Annotated in this window: 13 protein-coding genes; 1 reads left to right on the top strand and 12 read right to left on the bottom strand. The window is 42.1% G+C overall.

Going from position 1 to position 16,443, the window contains the following annotated elements; all coding sequences use genetic code 11:
• Positions 1 to 77: 77 nt before the first annotated feature.
• The 7 genes from I4V84_RS12155 to I4V84_RS12125 all read right to left on the bottom strand — a co-directional run bounded on the left by I4V84_RS12155 (position 78) and on the right by I4V84_RS12125 (position 7,190).
• Positions 78 to 1,778, bottom strand: coding sequence for an AarF/UbiB family protein (locus tag I4V84_RS12155; protein WP_243284089.1), 1,701 nt, complete (start codon positions 1,776 to 1,778; stop codon positions 78 to 80).
• Between the two features lie 156 nt (positions 1,779 to 1,934).
• Positions 1,935 to 2,324, bottom strand: a complete 390-nt coding sequence (locus I4V84_RS12150) for a hypothetical protein (protein ID WP_148463236.1) — start codon at positions 2,322 to 2,324, stop codon at positions 1,935 to 1,937.
• 77 nt (positions 2,325 to 2,401) lie between these two features.
• Entirely contained in the window at positions 2,402 to 2,782 is a 381-nt protein-coding gene (locus tag I4V84_RS12145; protein ID WP_195992238.1) for a diacylglycerol kinase family protein, read from the bottom strand.
• 154 nt (positions 2,783 to 2,936) lie between these two features.
• Positions 2,937 to 3,479 carry a Uma2 family endonuclease gene (locus I4V84_RS12140; protein WP_195992236.1) on the bottom strand — a complete coding sequence of 181 codons (543 nt, stop codon included), beginning with the start codon at positions 3,477 to 3,479 and terminating at the stop codon, positions 2,937 to 2,939.
• Positions 3,480 to 3,587: 108 nt separating this feature from the next.
• Positions 3,588 to 5,105 (bottom strand): ASKHA domain-containing protein, encoded by a 1,518-nt coding sequence (locus I4V84_RS12135; protein ID WP_195992227.1) that lies wholly within the window; start codon positions 5,103 to 5,105, stop codon positions 3,588 to 3,590.
• Between the two features lie 146 nt (positions 5,106 to 5,251).
• A complete protein-coding gene (locus I4V84_RS12130; RefSeq protein WP_195992226.1) occupies positions 5,252 to 5,908 on the bottom strand; it encodes a hypothetical protein in 657 nt (218 codons plus the stop codon).
• The gene (locus I4V84_RS12125) at positions 5,895 to 7,190 is read right to left on the bottom strand and encodes an AAA family ATPase (protein ID WP_195699028.1); all 1,296 of its coding nucleotides are present in this window, start codon (positions 7,188 to 7,190) and stop codon (positions 5,895 to 5,897) included. The genes I4V84_RS12130 and I4V84_RS12125 overlap by 14 nt, the downstream gene beginning before the upstream one ends.
• Before the next feature lie 288 nt (positions 7,191 to 7,478).
• Here I4V84_RS12125 and I4V84_RS12120 point away from each other — a divergent pair, with 288 nt between their 5' ends.
• Entirely contained in the window at positions 7,479 to 8,444 is a 966-nt protein-coding gene (locus tag I4V84_RS12120; protein WP_195699029.1) for a hypothetical protein, read from the top strand.
• A gap of 73 nt (positions 8,445 to 8,517) precedes the next feature.
• On the opposite strand, the gene I4V84_RS12115 is transcribed toward I4V84_RS12120, so the two are convergent.
• The 5 genes from I4V84_RS12115 to ftsE all read right to left on the bottom strand — a co-directional run bounded on the left by I4V84_RS12115 (position 8,518) and on the right by ftsE (position 16,293).
• Positions 8,518 to 10,398 (bottom strand): DNA cytosine methyltransferase, encoded by a 1,881-nt coding sequence (locus I4V84_RS12115; RefSeq protein WP_195992224.1) that lies wholly within the window; start codon positions 10,396 to 10,398, stop codon positions 8,518 to 8,520.
• Between the two features lie 331 nt (positions 10,399 to 10,729).
• Positions 10,730 to 13,132: a leucine--tRNA ligase gene (gene leuS / locus I4V84_RS12110; protein ID WP_173772547.1), complete on the bottom strand. Its 2,403-nt coding sequence runs from the start codon at positions 13,130 to 13,132 to the stop codon at positions 10,730 to 10,732.
• Positions 13,133 to 13,298: 166 nt separating this feature from the next.
• Positions 13,299 to 14,483, bottom strand: coding sequence for a S41 family peptidase (locus I4V84_RS12105; protein WP_195992222.1), 1,185 nt, complete (start codon positions 14,481 to 14,483; stop codon positions 13,299 to 13,301).
• 228 nt (positions 14,484 to 14,711) lie between these two features.
• Positions 14,712 to 15,620, bottom strand: coding sequence for a permease-like cell division protein FtsX (gene ftsX / locus I4V84_RS12100; RefSeq protein WP_187565499.1), 909 nt, complete (start codon positions 15,618 to 15,620; stop codon positions 14,712 to 14,714).
• Positions 15,610 to 16,293: a cell division ATP-binding protein FtsE gene (gene ftsE / locus I4V84_RS12095; protein ID WP_118578359.1), complete on the bottom strand. Its 684-nt coding sequence runs from the start codon at positions 16,291 to 16,293 to the stop codon at positions 15,610 to 15,612. The genes ftsX and ftsE overlap by 11 nt, the downstream gene beginning before the upstream one ends.
• Between the last annotated feature and the right edge of the window lie 150 nt (positions 16,294 to 16,443).

Here is a 16,443-nt window from a genome sequence, read left to right as displayed (position 1 = left end):
CAGGTTTCTTTCTGGCCTTTCCGGCAAAGTTTGGTAATTTTATCCACTTAACCCGATTTTCCCACTGGTTTTTTCCACTACTTTTTCATAAAGTGTTTGATAAACAGGTACATGAGAATCAACAGTGCCCCAAAGTACCCCAGCACTCCAAAAGCCGGAATTCCCATTATTTTCGGTGTCATGTCTGTGGTGCAGATAATACTGGAGCTGATCAGAAGTGCCATGACCCAAAGACCAAGCACGATGTTCCGGATCAGGCGGCGCATCAGCCACGCCAGGTCATCGGAGGCGTGAAGGTCCAGATTGATCTTGGTCTGGCCCTTCATGCAGCCCTGCAGGAAATCTGCTGCCAGCGCAGGGATATCCACGGCGCGGAGCATGGAGCGATACAGCTTTTTCCCGGTGCCCTTCATCTGCTTCTTCCAGTTTCCCTCCTCCAGAAGGTTTCCCTTCAAACGGGCTGCTGCAATCTGCACCATATTGATCTCCGGGCTGATATCTGCCAGTACCCCTTCCATATGAGTCAGCCCTCTTGCAAGCATGGTAAGGCCATGGGGCATGACGATCTTGTTCTCCTTCATTACGTCCATCAGATCTGTAAGGATTTCTACGATATCGATTTCGCCCAAATCTGCGGTGCCGTATTTCGCCATAAGGTCTCGGATGTCTGTGTAAAGGCGGCTCTGATTGGGTTTCCCCTTGAATTCTCCAAGTGCCAGCACTGCATCCTGGATTTTTCCAATATCATTCAGTGCCACTCCTTCGATAGCCTGCCCGATCAGCTCGCGGTCACGTTCATTCAGCCGTCCCATCATTCCCATGTCGATCCACACAATCTTGCCGCCTTGGATCATCACATTTCCAGGATGGGGATCTGCGTGGAAAAAGCCGTCGTCCATAACCTGCTTGATAAAATTATCTACAAATTTGCTGCCGATCTCATCAAGGTCATAGCCGCCTGCGAGAAGCTCTTCCTTATGGTCGATGGGAATACCATCAATATATTCCATAACAAGGACGCTGGCTGTGGTATATTCCCTGTAAAGAATAGGCGTTTTCACAAATGCCACCTTTTTATTTTTCCTGGAAAATTCTTCCATGTTGGCGGCTTCCGTCAGGAAATTCATCTCTTCCTGGGTGACGCGCCACAGCTCTTCCAGCACAAGATTCAGATCTACCGCTTCCTTGATGCTTACAGGGGGAAGGAGCTTCACCGCCTTCTTCATCAGTCCGATATCGCGGGCCATGATTTCGTAGATGCCCTTTCGCTGAACCTTTATCACAACTTCTTCGCCGGTTTTCAGGACGGCGCGGTGTACCTGGGCGATAGAGGCTGAGCCAAGGGGCTTCTCCTGGATTTCCTGAAATTCTTCCTGCCAGGGACAGCCAAATGCTTCCCGGAGGACTTCTTCAACTTCTGCAAATGGCATGGGGTCTACATCAGAGCAAAGCTTCATCAGCTCGTCGCAGTAACGCTTGGGCAAAATGTCGGAGCGCATGGACATGATCTGTCCCAGCTTGATGAAGGTGGGGCCGAGATCTGTGAGAATGAGGCGGAGCTTCTCCGGGGAGACGCCTCGGGTGATGGCATGCTTGTGGAGAACGGCTGTGATTTCTTTTAGCCTTTCTTTATACGTGCCGGTGTCTTTACCATTTGACTTCTTACCAGCTGTGCTGTTTTTCTCATTTTTATCCTGTTGGATTTCCACTTCCAGATTCTTTCTTTGTGTCTGGTCTGCTTCTGACTTCATCGTACTGTCATTCTTTGTCACGCCCATGTCTGTTCCCCTTACTGAAAAGGCAGGATTCGGGTACTCTTTCTCCTCATCCTGCCTTCATAAATTTCTTTATTTTGTTCTGCAATGCCGTTCAGGATTTCCTGCTGCACTTCTTAAACAAGGCAATACTATTTCTTTTTCGGAAAATGTTATTGCTTATTCCTGAGGGTCGTCCTCGTATTCTTCTTTGGCTTCCTCCACTTCTTCTGCCTCTTCCTCTTCTTCGGCAGTCTCCTCTGCGTCTACGTCTTTCGCCTGCATCTTGCTGATCTGCTCTTTCAGGGCGGCCAGCTGATCCGGAGTCATTTTGCCAAGGACTTCCTTCAGCTCGTCCGGGTTGGACGGCTTCAGAGTTACGTTTACGTTCTTCTTCACGCTCTCTTTGATATTGTGCTTCAGTTCCTGATTGAGGACCTTGCCCTGTTCTACAGTGAGCTCACCTTTCTTTACCAGTTCATCCAGAACTTCTTTGGATTTCTCTGCGGTCACTGCTGCAGTGCCGATTCCTGCAAGTAATATTTTTTTGATGCCTTCTCCAAGTTCCATAGTGTGTGCTCCTTTCTTATTTACAGCTGTATCTGCCAACTCCCTGTGGGATTTTCGTTTTCAGCAGATCGGACTTCTCATAAAAGTCCAAGAAATACCAGCCCTTTAGGTACGAAAATGATCAGTCCGGCGATGGCGGCCATGATAGCGGCGATCAGGACGGCGCCTGCTGCGGTGTCCTTGGCGATCTTCGCCAGGGGCTTGTACTCGCTGGTCACCAGATTCACCACGGATTCTACGGCGGTGTTCACCAGCTCCAGTGCCATCACCAGTCCGAAAAGGCCAAGACAGATGCACCATTCCACTGGGGAAAGCTTCAGGATGATGCCTGCGATCACTACCAGGACTGCCATGATACAGTGGATCTTCATGTTCCGTTCCTTGCGGATACAGATGAAAATTCCTTCAAATGCGTATCCGAAACTTTTCGTAATTGGTGGTTTCTTGGGTGCTGTCATTTCGTACACTTCCTGTCTGTTGGTTTGGGAGTAGTATAGCATATTTTGTGAGAAATTACTATAAATTTAGATAATTTTTACATTTTTCTCATTATTGCTGTACGAATTGCAAAAAGGGCAAGCCGAAAAACAGGCCTGCCCTTACATACATTTTCTAAATATCCAGTTTACTAAAATCAATCACCAGGTTCTCATAAATTTCTGCTTTTACCGAATCCTGCAGTGTATATTGTTCCGTATCTCCTTTTTCAAAATTATATACAAATATCTGATTCTTAGCCGCATCTATGATCCAGTATTCTCTTACACCTGCTGTTCTGTATTTAAAAAGCTTCGTATAATAGTCCATTCGTTTACTTGCAGGAGAAACAATCTCAATAATCCAGTCTGGTGCACCATTGCAGCCTTGATCATCCAGTTTATCCGGGTCGCAAATCACTGAAATGTCTGGCTCTACATAAGTACTAGTCGTGTCATCCAGATATACTGCAAATGGAGCAGCATAGACTTCGCATTTCCCCTTATGGGAACGGATGTACTCAAGAATTCTGGCTGACAGTTCCATGGATATTTTCTGGTGTGTTCTGTTAGGTGGTGCCGTATAGTATATATGTCCATCAATAAGCTCCGCTCTCTCCCCTTCTGGAAGAGCATATATATCATCTATTGTATAAACTTTTTCTTCGAGTAATGGCATGTAATCAGTCCTTTTCGATGATTTCTATTACTTCTAAGTATATCGAAAGAACTTCTTCAAATCAACCATTTGAAAATGAATTTTCATTGAAATAAATCAAAAAGCAGTTTATAGCTTTATATCTTTCTGCCGTTCTTTTAGTTTCTCCATAACCGTAGGATACCGCTTATAATCTGTATGTGGCAATGCTTGGGCTGCTACCATTAGTTCCAGGAAGTCTTCTACCTCAGCGAACTGAATGTAGACCATTTCTTCCAGGATCTGGTCGATGTCAGTGAGAAGGCTCCGGTTCAGAAGCAGCTTCTGGGCTCCTTCCAGTGAGGAATTTCCAGCGTTGATAATATGGTCGCGATCCATGTCAGGATACATGCCGATGGTGATGGCAGACTCTTTGGATACGTGTTTACCAAAGGCTCCTGCCACGTAGAAGCGGTCAGCCTGGTCTAAGTCAAGACCGGATTCACGGAGCATGATCTCCACCATGGTGTGAGCGGCGGATTTGGTGCGGATGAATTCGTCAATGTCTTTCTGGTAGAAGTACAGACCTGGGGCATATTCCACACAGAGCTGGTTGTCTCTCTCCTGGATAAGAGGGCTTTTTTCCGGGGAAAGCTTGCCGCGGATGTCGATCCAGCCTTCCAGGAAAAGCTCTGCGATCAGGTCTATGATGCCGGAACCGCAGATTCCCTGAGGCGCAGAATTTCCAATTACATGCACAAAGATGTTTCCATCCCTTATCTTCACTTCATCTACTGCCCCTATGTCCGCCCGCATTCCGGTACGCACCACGCCCCCCTCCAGCGCTGGTCCTGCTGCGCCTGCGCCGCATAGAAGAAATTCTTTATTTCCAATCACCAGCTCGCCGTTGGTTCCGATATCGAAGAAAACACTGATCTCGTTTTTCTTGTATAATTCAGTGTCAATCATGCCGCTGATAATATCGCCACCAAGGTAGTTTGACTTGGCAGGGTAACAATAAACGTAGCCTTTCAGCGGAATGTCCAGATCGCGCGCCAGCTGGAAGCCGGGGCGATCGGCGTGGACTGCATGTGGAGTGTAGAAAACGCAGAAGGCGTCCATTCCAAGAAGGAAGTGAATCATGGTGGTGTTGCCCGCGATTACCATGGAGAGCGCGGAGTGGCTTGCATCCAACTTATCCATGCATTCACAAATGGATTCCACCGTAGCCCTCCGCACTTCTTCCAGCTTTTCTTTATTATCTTTGCAGTAAAAAATCCTGGACAGAATATCTGTCCCCCACTGGATCTGCTTATTGAAGCAGCTGACTTCCTTCAAAATCTCTCCACTGTTGCAGTCCAGAAGTTTCGCCACCACAGTGGTACTTCCCAGATCCACCGCCAGCCCATAATGCTGCGCGGTGGTATCTCCTTCCTCTATCTCCACCATTTCCCAGTTGTCCCCATTCCAGGCAAGGGAAACCGTTATTTTCCACTTTGCGTTGTCCAGCAAAGGGTATAACTGCCGCAAAATGTGGACAGGTATATGAACCCGCTCTTCCACACCTGCTGCCGCCAGACTATCCAGGATCCGCTGCTGGTCTGAGCGGGGATCGTCTTCGGTTGGGAGGGGGAGTTCGAGATATATTTTTCGGCTGAGACCGTTCATCGTTTTTCAGCTCCTTTACATAAATCTTCAAACGTTATAAGTACTACTTCCAGTCATTAAAAACCGATTGATTCCTTATTTGAACCAATCGGTTATGTATTCAACCTATACAACTTAATAACCTTGCTTTTTATTTTACTGCTTTGCTAATACTTAAAACGTTTGACAAAATTTCTTTCCAGTAATTGAGGTGTATAAGCATATGCTTCTTTGAAAATATATTTTTCCAATTTTTTCATATATTCTGGTTGATATTTCACTCCAGCAAGCTGACATTTCTCCATTTTATCAGCTTCTAACTTATTTTTATCTTCGCTTACTACCAAAATATAAACCACATTTTTCCTTGCAAACTCTATCGGATTGTCATAATTAAATGTATCGTACTTCAGTTGTTTTTGTTCCCACAATTCATATAAAATATCTACAAGCCAAAACCAGTTCTGATAAGCCTTCTTCGTTACACTCTCTTTTGCTCTCGTTATTTTTTGATTTTTAAATTCTATAAAATACCAAATATTATCCGAACTTATTACAAATGCATCTGCTGAAGCTAATGATTCCTCTTCTTTTTTAGAATCTGGAAACCGCACAAGACGATATACATTATGCGCAATTTCATCCATATCTATAATATCCATATCTTGTCTGGTATTCTCGTAAACCAGTTGTCTGACATCCCTATTTGGGGATTCAGTTTTATCCTCCGACACACTCGAAAGCTTTGTTTCTATACCGACATGTCGATTGTGATTATCTTCAAATGTATATAGCAATTTTTTTATTTGCTCATAATTTGTCATTTTCCGTATCTAATTCCTCTCTTAATCGGCTTAATAATAGAGCTGGATCAACCATTTGTTTATATATTTTGCTGATATTTTCTGTTACATTTTCAAAAACGACTCCCTCTTCTTGCAAACTTGTTAAGTAGTAATTACATCTTTCTGCAATTTCATACTTTCGGGAATATAACTCTAATGCTTCCAAAAAATGAGCACTATGTGTTGTCACAACAATATGGAAATTAAACTTTTTCTGTAACAATACGATTATTTCCGCATATAAAAGCTGCCATTCTGGATGTAAATGTATTTCAGGTTCATCTAATACAATAACGTCTTTGTCCTGTAAATTTCCATTTAACAAAATTTGCTTTAGAACTAAAAATGCCTTTAAACCGGTTGACAATGACGCAACATCAATTTCTTTAGAGGATTCTCCAGCCAATTGATACATATATTTTTGTTTTTTGGTAATTTTTCCATTAGCTACAGAATCAATAATTTGCATAATATCTTCAAGTTTGTTATTCGCCAATAAACCTAAAAACGTTTTTTCTTCTACTTCCCTCTCCTCTTTTTGCATTAATTTTTGTAATATATTTCTTTTCTGAATTGGTAATTCAGAGATTCCAAATGATAAATTATTATTCAGCTCATCTATTACAAATGGATCGTCAATATAGAGAGATGTATTAAAAATATCCAGGTGTTGTCTCTTTGCTTCTATACACTCATTATTCTTAAAAGCTAAATAAATTTCCTTTTCCTTTATAGACAATGTAATTTCTGCCAGCTCATCAAAATAATATAATGAATTTATTTGTTCATGAAATGTTTCTCCAAAATAACTTGTATATATGGCTTTGCAAAATGTTTCGTTCGATATGTTTAGATTTTCTTCCAATTTTTCTAAAATTTTTTCTGTAAACTTAGTTTCTTCCTCCTGTGGCAATAGCAAAACATTTTTATACTCTTTACACAACTCTTCTCTCTCATCTTCTTTACATTCTAAAAGATCCTTTGCAAATCCGCGATAAGTACGTGGTAAATATCTTCTTACCGATCTGTTAACTCTAGCCATACTACCTTCAATTTCATTTCGTAGCATAGATGCCAATGAATCAATTCTTGCCTTATTCATCTTCTCATCTATATTATATGATGAATTAAAAACAGAATCTAAAATTTTACCGACCGTGCTTTTTCCCGTATTATTATTTCCCGCAATAATGGTAATTCCATCAATTTCAATATCTGCCTTTGAAATCTTTGCAAAGTTTCTAATCCTTAATTTCATCATCCTACCTCATTTTTAACAACATCAAATTCACCAAGAAATATTTGATCATAAAAAGAAGGAATAACTCCCTCTCTTTTTCTCCGTTTCATACAATAGCTATAATAATATTTTATTCATTATATCCTATTTTAGAACAAAAATCTATTATATTCCACAATAAAGTTAGAGTCACGGAATGAACAGTAATAACACCGAAAGCGGTCTTTCCTATAAAGCCACAAAGTTTTTGACAATCCTACCTTTTTTTGCTACATTTTTAATAGATCAATTTCATTTAAGGAGGGACAAATGGAGCGAAAATCATTTAAGCGACCACTTACACTTTTAGCTTTTTCCATGCTGCTTACTATGCTCCTTGGAATATCTTTTCCAGTGAAAACACAGGCGGCATCTCCGGGAACATGGGTGCGGGTCTGCCACAATGGGTACGGCGATCCGGTGGAAATTGGCGGATATTCCTATTACTATAACCATGAGCAGGGAAGCCCTCTTTTCCAGGTGTGCCGTCAGGATTGCCAGACAGGGGCGACCCAGGTGATCCTCGATTTTAAGCCACAATATATAAGCGTTGCCACATTCATCTATACCAATGGCAAATACCTGGTCTACCAGGATGACATAGGCTATGTCTACTGCAAAAATGCCGATGGCACCGGTAAAGCGCGCAAAATCCTGGATCTCCACATATATAAGACCAAGAACAGTTTTACCACCATGATTCCCTATAGAAACAAAATCTTCTATAGCACCTGCAGCGGATACACCACCCATTACAAAATTTACAGTGTAAACATCAACGGCAAGGCCAATAAGAAGACGATCTCCAAATCCTACAATCTGGAATTCCCATCAACCCAGGTTCAGGACCGTTACTTCTACGTGTCTAATAAAAGGAATCAGGCTGCTGTCTTAGATGCCAAAACTGGCAAGATCCGAAAATTAAACAGCAGCGGAACTGCTTCCACAGTTACCCGCATAGGAAATTACTGGTATTACGCCGTATCCACCAGCCCCTATGCTTCTGGCACGAAGATAACTTTCTATAAGAAAAAAGCCTCCGGTTCCGGCTCTGCCAAGAAACTTGCCGCCGTTTCCAGAAAAGGCTATACCTTAGACAGTATTCAGGAAATCACTCCCACCGGCGCCTATTACACCAATAAGACCTACTATTTTCTCAATTTCAAAACCAAAAGCTTCAAAAAAACCACCCGTACCTTCTGGTACTACGTGAGCAAAAACGCTACATACTTGTAACTATTATAAAACTTCCCATACCAAATGAATTTTTATTGTTGGTGTGGGAAGTCTTAAACAATTATTTTATCTCTTATTTTTCTAATTGAATTAATAAATCGTCTAGCATTACCTCAAAAAATTCTGCTGTTGGTTGTTCTTCTTTTTCTTTAATATTGATTAACTCAATTAAATCTTGGTCAGATAAGCACATAATTAATTTTCCATTTTCACGTAAACATCCTCTTGCTGCTGAAAGAGCATTCTTACTAGCTCCTTTTCTTGATATAATTATTGCAACACGTCTTAAAGCCTTTTCATATAAATACTTTTCTGTTGTGTATATTTCCTTTTGACTTATTTCTTTTTCATAGTTTTTGAATTCAAACACTATATATTTTGTATTAAAATAATTTTTAATTGTATCAAAAAAATCTTGATTTACACCATTTTTTATTTTACAACATAAGTCAAAACGATATAAGCCATTATTTGAAGACTCCTGAACTTTCCATAATCCCAGATATTCACCAAGCACATTTTTTAATATTTCTACACAAATGTCCTCATATTCTTTAGAACGCTCTCCCTTTCCAGGTTTGATAGCTAACAACTTGGACTTCCATGTACCTTCATTTTTTTTATTTCTCTGTTCTTGAAATAAAGAATGACAAGGCTTTTCTAATTTCAAATCATCCACACTATACGTTAGTAAAGAAATGAACTCATTCTTAATGTCCGGATATTCTTCAAACAACCAAAGTATATTACTTAAGGTCCAAATATGTATTTTATATTTTTCGAAATATTTTTCTACTATTTCTTTTGAAACAATATTCCCAACAACTAATATCATATCTTCCTTAGCTTTTAAAGACACCAAGTATGCGCAAACTCGCTCTATATTTTTTTCAATAGCATAATTACTATTATAAATTTTTAATTCAAAACAAATATCTTTTCCCTGCACATTGCATTCAAAATCCACACTCTTTCCTATTTTTACACTTTGACACTTTTTAAAAAGATATTTTCTAAATATATCAGCAAACACATCCTCCCTTACCACATAAGACGTTCGTAACAAATTTTCTTCTGTATTTCCTAGTTTTTTCGCTATCTGAGTTACGATTTCCACATTCGGGCTATACACCAATTGTCTATACATCCATGCCTTATTACTTATATCAAGATTAAAACTATCTGGAATCGCCTTCAATCTTGCAAATTCCCGATGGGTTATTTTTCTAATGACTCCATTGTTACATATCAATGGAATTTTTCGTAAATTTGTATCTGCTAAATCAGCCTCTACATATTGATTTTTTTCCCAGCACAAAAATGTATTTTTTCTAATTTTCTTGTCAATCTGCTCAGAATTGACTTTATAATAATACCCATCCACCTCATCACTTTCTAATATTTCATTTATCGAACATATACTTTGTTCTTCAAAATCAGGAAATTTCAACTCACATTCTGATGAATCTCTAGTACCTATAAGATAAACACAAGCTTCCTTAATAGGTAATCCAGTAGAATTCTCGGTACATATAATTTTATAACTATAATTATAACCTTCAGCCTTTAAATAGTCTAATAATGCTTTAAAAGGCTTTAATCTAGCATAACCACACGGAACAAGAAAGAAAACCTTTTTTGGCTGTTTAAATTCGACAACTGCCTTTACCGCATTTCTAAAATGATATGTTTTCCCCATACCTGCACTCGTAAAAGAAAATCCTCTACGAAAATCACATGCTAAGATATCCATATCAGGTATTTCTTCAAAATTATTATAATCAAGCTCCCCTATTTTATATGTTTTATCCTTTGCATTGTTTTCATAAAGATCTCTAGCTCTTTCATCATGTTCATAAGCAGCCACAACTTTACAACTGGCATTTTCAAATCCCATTGCCATTGCACCAATTCCTGCCCCCAATATTACAACCCTGTTTTCCCTAATTTCCATAAATTCATCCTTCTGTACAATACTATAAATTTGAAAAACCGATTGATTTTTCACGACCAATCGGCTATGTATCATTGTGCAACTAAACTAACTTCAATGCAATTTCTTTTATTTTCGCTTCGATATTCTTCATATTATCTGACCACTGATTTTCTTTTATAAAATAGTCTTTTATTTGAAGATAACTTGATTATATCTTACAAACTCCTTCTCCGCAAGGTTTACTATAGGTTGCATTACAGGTTATCAGTTAGATTGCGATCAATAACTTTACTTTCAAAAAAACTCCCCACCGATCATTCAGTGGGGAGTTTCTCAATTCCAGTAATCTTTATTTCGCAACAAAGTTTACAATCTTATTCGGTACATAAATCTCTTTCACAAGAGTCTTTCCTTCCAGGAAGGAAGCCACTCTCTCATCCTTCTTAGCCAGCTCAAGAGCTTCCTCTTTCGCACAGCCGTTAGGGATTACGATGGTTCCGCGAACCTTACCGTTGACCTGAACACCGATTTCTATGGAGTCCTCTACAGTCTTACTCTCTTCATATTCCGGCCACTGGGAAAGGGAAAGTAAGCCTTCTCCGCCGATGGTCTCCCAGATTTCCTCGCAAAGATGAGGTGCAAACGGGCAAAGGAGCTTGATGAAGATTACAAGGTCATCCTTGCTGATCTTACCAACAGCATAAATCTCGTTGATGAGAGTCATCAGGCAGGCAATTGCAGTGTTAAACTTCATAGCCTCAATATCGGAGGATACCTTCTTGATTGCCTTATGGATCTTAACCTCCATATCCTTGGCTGCCGGCTCCTCTGTCATGATATCGGTCAGTCCTGCAACTCTCTCAAGGAAACGCTTGCAGCCTCTTACGGAGCTGTCGTTCCACGGAGCAGCTGCGCCGTAGTCACCCATGAAGAGAACGTAGGTACGAAGTGCATCTGCACCATACTCATTTACAATATCAAGCGGATCAACAACGTTGCCCTTGGATTTACTCATCTTGTCGCCGTCTGAGCCAAGGATCATACCCTGTGCAGAACGTTTCGCATATGGCTCCGGAGTATTGACAATTCCCATGTCATACAGGAAATGATGCCAGAATCTGGAGTAAATCATATGTCTGGTTACATGCTCCATACCGCCATTGTACCAGTCAACCGGCATCCAGTATTCCATCTTCTTGCGGTCTGCAAGAGCTTCTGTATTGTGTGGATCCACATAACGAAGGAAATACCAGGAAGATCCAGCCCACTGTGGCATGGTATCAGTCTCTCTCTTGGCATCGCCGCCGCATTTCGGGCATTTGCAGTTTACGAAAGAATCGATCTTTGCAAGTGGGGACTGTCCGTCCTCACCAGGCTGGAAGTCTTTGATCTTCGGCAGACGAAGCGGAAGCTCCTCATATGGAACTGCTACATCACCACATTTCGGACAATGAACGATCGGGATTGGCTCGCCCCAGTATCTCTGACGGTTAAATGCCCAGTCTTTCATCTTATACTGAACGCCAGCTTTACCAATGCCCTTCTTCTCAAGCTCTTCCAGCATGCGCTTGATGGAATCCTTCTTATTTGTATAGCCATTCAGGAAATCGGAGTTGATCATCTCACCGTCACCTGTGTAGGCTTCTTTCTCAATGTCGCCGCCCTTGATAACCTGGATAATGTCAATACCAAATTTCTTGGCGAAATCATAGTCTCTCTGGTCATGTGCCGGTACCGCCATGATCGCGCCGGTACCATATCCCATCATCACATAGTCTGCAATGTAGATCGGGATCTTCTTGCCATTTACAGGATTTACGCCCTCAAGTCCCTGGATGCATACACCTGTTTTCTCTTTTACAAGCTGGGTTCTCTCGAACTCAGTCTTCTTCGCACACTCTTCACGGTAAGCCTTGATCTCATCCATGTTGGTAATGCGGTCAGCATATTTGTCGATCAGCGGATGCTCCGGTGCGATAACCATGAAGGTTACACCAAACAGGGTATCTGGTCTGGTGGTGTAAATCTGCAGTGTCTCATCAATTCCGTCAACTGAGAAGTTTACGAAAGCACCTGTGGATTTACCGATCCAGTTTACCTGCTGCTGCTTGATGTTCGCCGGATAGTCCACATCCTCCAGTCCTTCAAGAAGCTTGTCTGCATACTGGGTGATTCTTAAGTACCAGACATCCTTGGACTTCTGGATAACGTCGCTGTGGCAGATATCGCATTTGCCGCCCTGACTGTCCTCATTAGAAAGAACAACCTTACAGGATGGGCAATAGTTAACTAATGTCTTATCACGGAAAACAAGTCCGTTCTCAAACATTTTCAGGAAAATCCACTGAGTCCATTTATAGAAATCTTCCTGTGTGGTATCGATCACACGGCTCCAGTCAAAGGAGAATCCAACACTCTTCAGCTGATTGGTGAATTTCGCAATGTTCTGGTCTGTGATCTCACGAGGATGTGTATTCGTCTTAATCGCATAATTCTCAGTAGGAAGTCCGAATGCATCGAATCCGATGGGGAACAGTACATTGTATCCCTGCATTCTTCTCTTTCTGGAAAGTACCTCGATACTGGAATATGCCTTAATATGTCCAACGTGCATTCCCGCACCACTTGGGTATGGGAACTCTACAAGGCCGTAGAATTTCGGTTTATCACTTCCGTCAACAGCTTTAAATGCCTGCTGTTCTTCCCACTTTTTCTGCCATTTCGGCTCGATTTTCTTAAAATTGTGTTTCATTGATGGTTCCTCCACATTTATTGTGCCTGTCATAACTGTTCAACGCCTTCACAGCTATTGCCTGTCAACAAAATAACTGTCGGCTGATCCGCCTGTTTATCGCGCAGATCAGGCGCGTTATTTTGCAAAAATCCTTTTACCATTCTAATCCAACATAGTGGTTTTGTCAACGAGAAACCGCCTCTATTGCGGCCTGAAGCTGATTATCCTCGTCATGGGTATAATCCGTCCGATTCAAAAGACTGGCATCCAGTTTCACCTCCACATCCGGTGTGATTCCAACCTTGTGGATATCATTGCCCTTGGGGGTAAAATATTTCGCCGTAGTCAGCTTCACCGCACTTCCATCAGAAAGCTGGCGGATGCTCTGAACGATTCCCTTTCCATAAGTGGTGGTTCCCACAATCGTTCCAATCTCATAATCCTTCACTGCCCCGGCAAAAATCTCTGATGCACTGGCGCTGTTCTCATTTACCAGCACTGCCAGCGGAATGTCGATCGGGGTGTCGCCGTCACACTTCATCTCCTGTTTTTCCCCATATTTATCCTCTGTATACACGATCAGTCCTTCGGGCAAAATCTGGCGCAGCACATCGCACACAGAAGAAAGCACCCCACCTGGATTGTCACGAAGATCCACGATCAGCTTCTCCATGCCTTTTGCCTGAAGATCTTTGTAAGCATCCTCAAACTGCTGGGGTGTTACCATGGTAAACTCTGTAATTCGCAAATATCCTATAGAATCCTCCAGCATTTCATAAGAAACAGTGGGCAGCTCCACATCGCTCAAAGTCACTGTAATTTCTTCCGGTTCATCTGCCTCCTGGTGATAGACGGTCAGGATAGAAGTACCGTCCTCCTTTTCCCGGATCATCTTTGAGACCTCAGCTGGCGTCATTTCCGTTACATCCGTTCCGTTCACGGCCGTGATCACATCATTCGCCTTCAGCCCGGCCTCATCCGCCGGACTGCCCTCATAACAGTCCACCACCAGAATTCCGCCCTCCGTATTCTGGGTAATGCTCACACCGATTCCAGAGTAAGAGCCCTCGGTGTCTCTCATCTCCTCCTCGTATTCTTCCTCCGTATAATATCTGGAATACGGATCCCCCAGCCCATACAGAAGCCCGGTATAAATCCCCTCTTTCAGCGAATCCTCCTCCACATCTTCCAGATAATTCTGATCTATAATATCTTCCAGATACTTAATCTTCTGGGTAACCGCCACATCCGACAGAACTGTACTTCCTGCACGCCCCGCTTTCTGGAGACCAACATAGCCTCCCCCCAGTACCAGAGACGCACACAGCACTCCGGTTACAGCTCCCTTTATAAATTGTTTATCTGCCATTTATAGTTCTCCTCATTTTCGCAATATAAGTTCTATCCAGTTACCTGCCAGTTCACCGGAACGTTGCACCAACTTGCGTGGAATATCATTTGCCCAAATGCGTCCGCCCTGAATACCCTCTCTGTCTCTTTATACAAAAGGACTGCCAGATCTCTCCAGCAGTCCCCATATCCTCTTCTCATATTCTGGCGGAATGCGAATAACCGCCCTTATTGTAAAACAGAATTCTCACACCTTCAAGTGTTTTCTTGTAGTAATAAAGCTTCCCACAAGACCGATTCCAATTCCCAGTGCCAGCGCCACCGGAACCAATGTCTGGTAGATCTGTCCAACCGGAATGAAATCTACAACACCCAGAAGTACGCTGAACTTGGTATATACATAGGTTACCACATTATTGTAACAGAAATACAAAATGATCAGTGGAATTCCCGCACCGATCAGTCCCAGGATCATACCCTCCAGAAGGAACGGTGCACGTACAAAACTATCGGTAGCACCAATATATTTCATAATTCCGATCTCGTCCTTACGAACTGTAATACCAACGGAAATGGTATTACTGATTAGGAAAACAGCGATCAGCAGCAGGATCACGATCACAGCCACAGATACATAGGAAACAATACGGTTAATGGAACCAAGAGTCTTGGCAGCCTGTTCAGACTGATTGACCTCTCGTACATTATCCAGTGTCTTGATGTAGGCAACCAGCTCAGACTGTTTCTCAATGTTGTTCATGTACACACGGTAGTTGGATGAGTTTGCCAGCGGGTTATCATCCTTGAAGCCGTCTGCTGCCTCAGAGTCATCACCGAAATATTCCTGCTTCATCTTCTCCCAGGCTTCATCACCGGACTCAAATTCAATCTTGGAAACCTCCGGGCGCTGCCTGATCAGTTCTCCAACTGCATCCATCTGCTCCTGTGTGGTTCCTTCATTAAAAAGCACTGTGATCGGCACATCTTCCTCAACCTTATGCGCCAGCGTATTCACATTATTTACAATGGAAAAGAAAATTCCGAAAAGAAAAATACATGCTGCCATCGTAATAATAGAAGCAATGGAAAACATGAAATTTCTTTTGATGTTCTTGATACCCTGCTTCAGAGTATACCAGATGGTACTAGGCCTCATAATATTCTCCCTCTTTCTCGTCGCTGATGATCACTCCATTATGCATGGTCAGTACACGCTTCTTCATGGAATTGACAATCTCTTTATTGTGGGTTACTACCAGAACGGTGGTTCCACGCTGATTGATCTCCTCAAGGAGCTTCATGATCTCCTCGGATGTCTTCGGATCAAGATTACCAGTGGGCTCGTCTGCAAGAAGGATGTCCGGACGGTTTACAATCGCCCTGGCAAGGGCAACTCTCTGCTGCTCTCCACCTGACAGCTCGTCCGGGTATGCCTTGTATTTCCCTGCAAGTCCAACCTCCTGAAGTACCTCCGGAACTCTCTTGCGGATAACTCTGGTAGGACGGTTCACAACACGCTGGGCAAAAGCTACATTCTCATACACATCCCTGTCCTTCAGAAGACGGAAGTCCTGGAATACAACACCAAGCTTACGGCGGTACTTGGCCACACGACGGTGCTTCATTCCCTCAAGCTTCTCTCCGCTTACGATAATCGTACCGGATGTGGAATCCAGTTCCTTCAAAAGCAGCTTGATCAACGTGGATTTACCGGAACCGCTGTTTCCTACTATAAATACGAATTCACCTTTATCTACATGGAGATTGGCGTGATTCACTGCCGGCAGTCCCGGTCCATAGGACTTGCTCACATCTATCAGATCAATCATGATATCCTCCTACATTTTTCATATAAAAATTCAATTCAGCAGTTTGCTTAATTTTTATGTAACATTATTGTAATATATGTCTGATGAAAATGCAACCTTATTTTTGCAGTACTTTATTATAACAGAGAAAACCAAGAACGCAATAGATTT

This window comes from Ruminococcus sp. 1001713B170207_170306_F1 (genome assembly GCF_015668065.1).
Classification (GTDB): domain Bacteria; phylum Bacillota; class Clostridia; order Lachnospirales; family Lachnospiraceae; genus Blautia_A; species Blautia_A faecis.
This window is presented reverse-complemented; position numbering and strand designations above follow the sequence as displayed.

What these genes read in the sequence shown, in the direction of transcription:
- ftsE (WP_118578359.1), bottom strand. Translation starts at nt 16,293, where the DNA reads ATGATTGATCTGATAGATGTGAGCAAGTCCTATGGACCGGGACTGCCG.
- I4V84_RS12135 (WP_195992227.1), bottom strand. Translation starts at nt 5,105, where the DNA reads ATGAACGGTCTCAGCCGAAAAATATATCTCGAACTCCCCCTCCCAACC.
- I4V84_RS12115 (WP_195992224.1), bottom strand. Translation starts at nt 10,398, where the DNA reads ATGGAAATTAGGGAAAACAGGGTTGTAATATTGGGGGCAGGAATTGGT.
- I4V84_RS12140 (WP_195992236.1), bottom strand. Translation starts at nt 3,479, where the DNA reads ATGCCATTACTCGAAGAAAAAGTTTATACAATAGATGATATATATGCT.
- I4V84_RS12125 (WP_195699028.1), bottom strand. Translation starts at nt 7,190, where the DNA reads ATGATGAAATTAAGGATTAGAAACTTTGCAAAGATTTCAAAGGCAGAT.
- I4V84_RS12130 (WP_195992226.1), bottom strand. Translation starts at nt 5,908, where the DNA reads ATGACAAATTATGAGCAAATAAAAAAATTGCTATATACATTTGAAGAT.
- ftsX (WP_187565499.1), bottom strand. Translation starts at nt 15,620, where the DNA reads ATGAGGCCTAGTACCATCTGGTATACTCTGAAGCAGGGTATCAAGAAC.
- I4V84_RS12155 (WP_243284089.1), bottom strand. Translation starts at nt 1,778, where the DNA reads ATGGGCGTGACAAAGAATGACAGTACGATGAAGTCAGAAGCAGACCAG.
- I4V84_RS12150 (WP_148463236.1), bottom strand. Translation starts at nt 2,324, where the DNA reads ATGGAACTTGGAGAAGGCATCAAAAAAATATTACTTGCAGGAATCGGC.
- I4V84_RS12105 (WP_195992222.1), bottom strand. Translation starts at nt 14,483, where the DNA reads ATGGCAGATAAACAATTTATAAAGGGAGCTGTAACCGGAGTGCTGTGT.
- I4V84_RS12120 (WP_195699029.1), top strand. Translation starts at nt 7,479, where the DNA reads ATGGAGCGAAAATCATTTAAGCGACCACTTACACTTTTAGCTTTTTCC.
- leuS (WP_173772547.1), bottom strand. Translation starts at nt 13,132, where the DNA reads ATGAAACACAATTTTAAGAAAATCGAGCCGAAATGGCAGAAAAAGTGG.
- I4V84_RS12145 (WP_195992238.1), bottom strand. Translation starts at nt 2,782, where the DNA reads ATGACAGCACCCAAGAAACCACCAATTACGAAAAGTTTCGGATACGCA.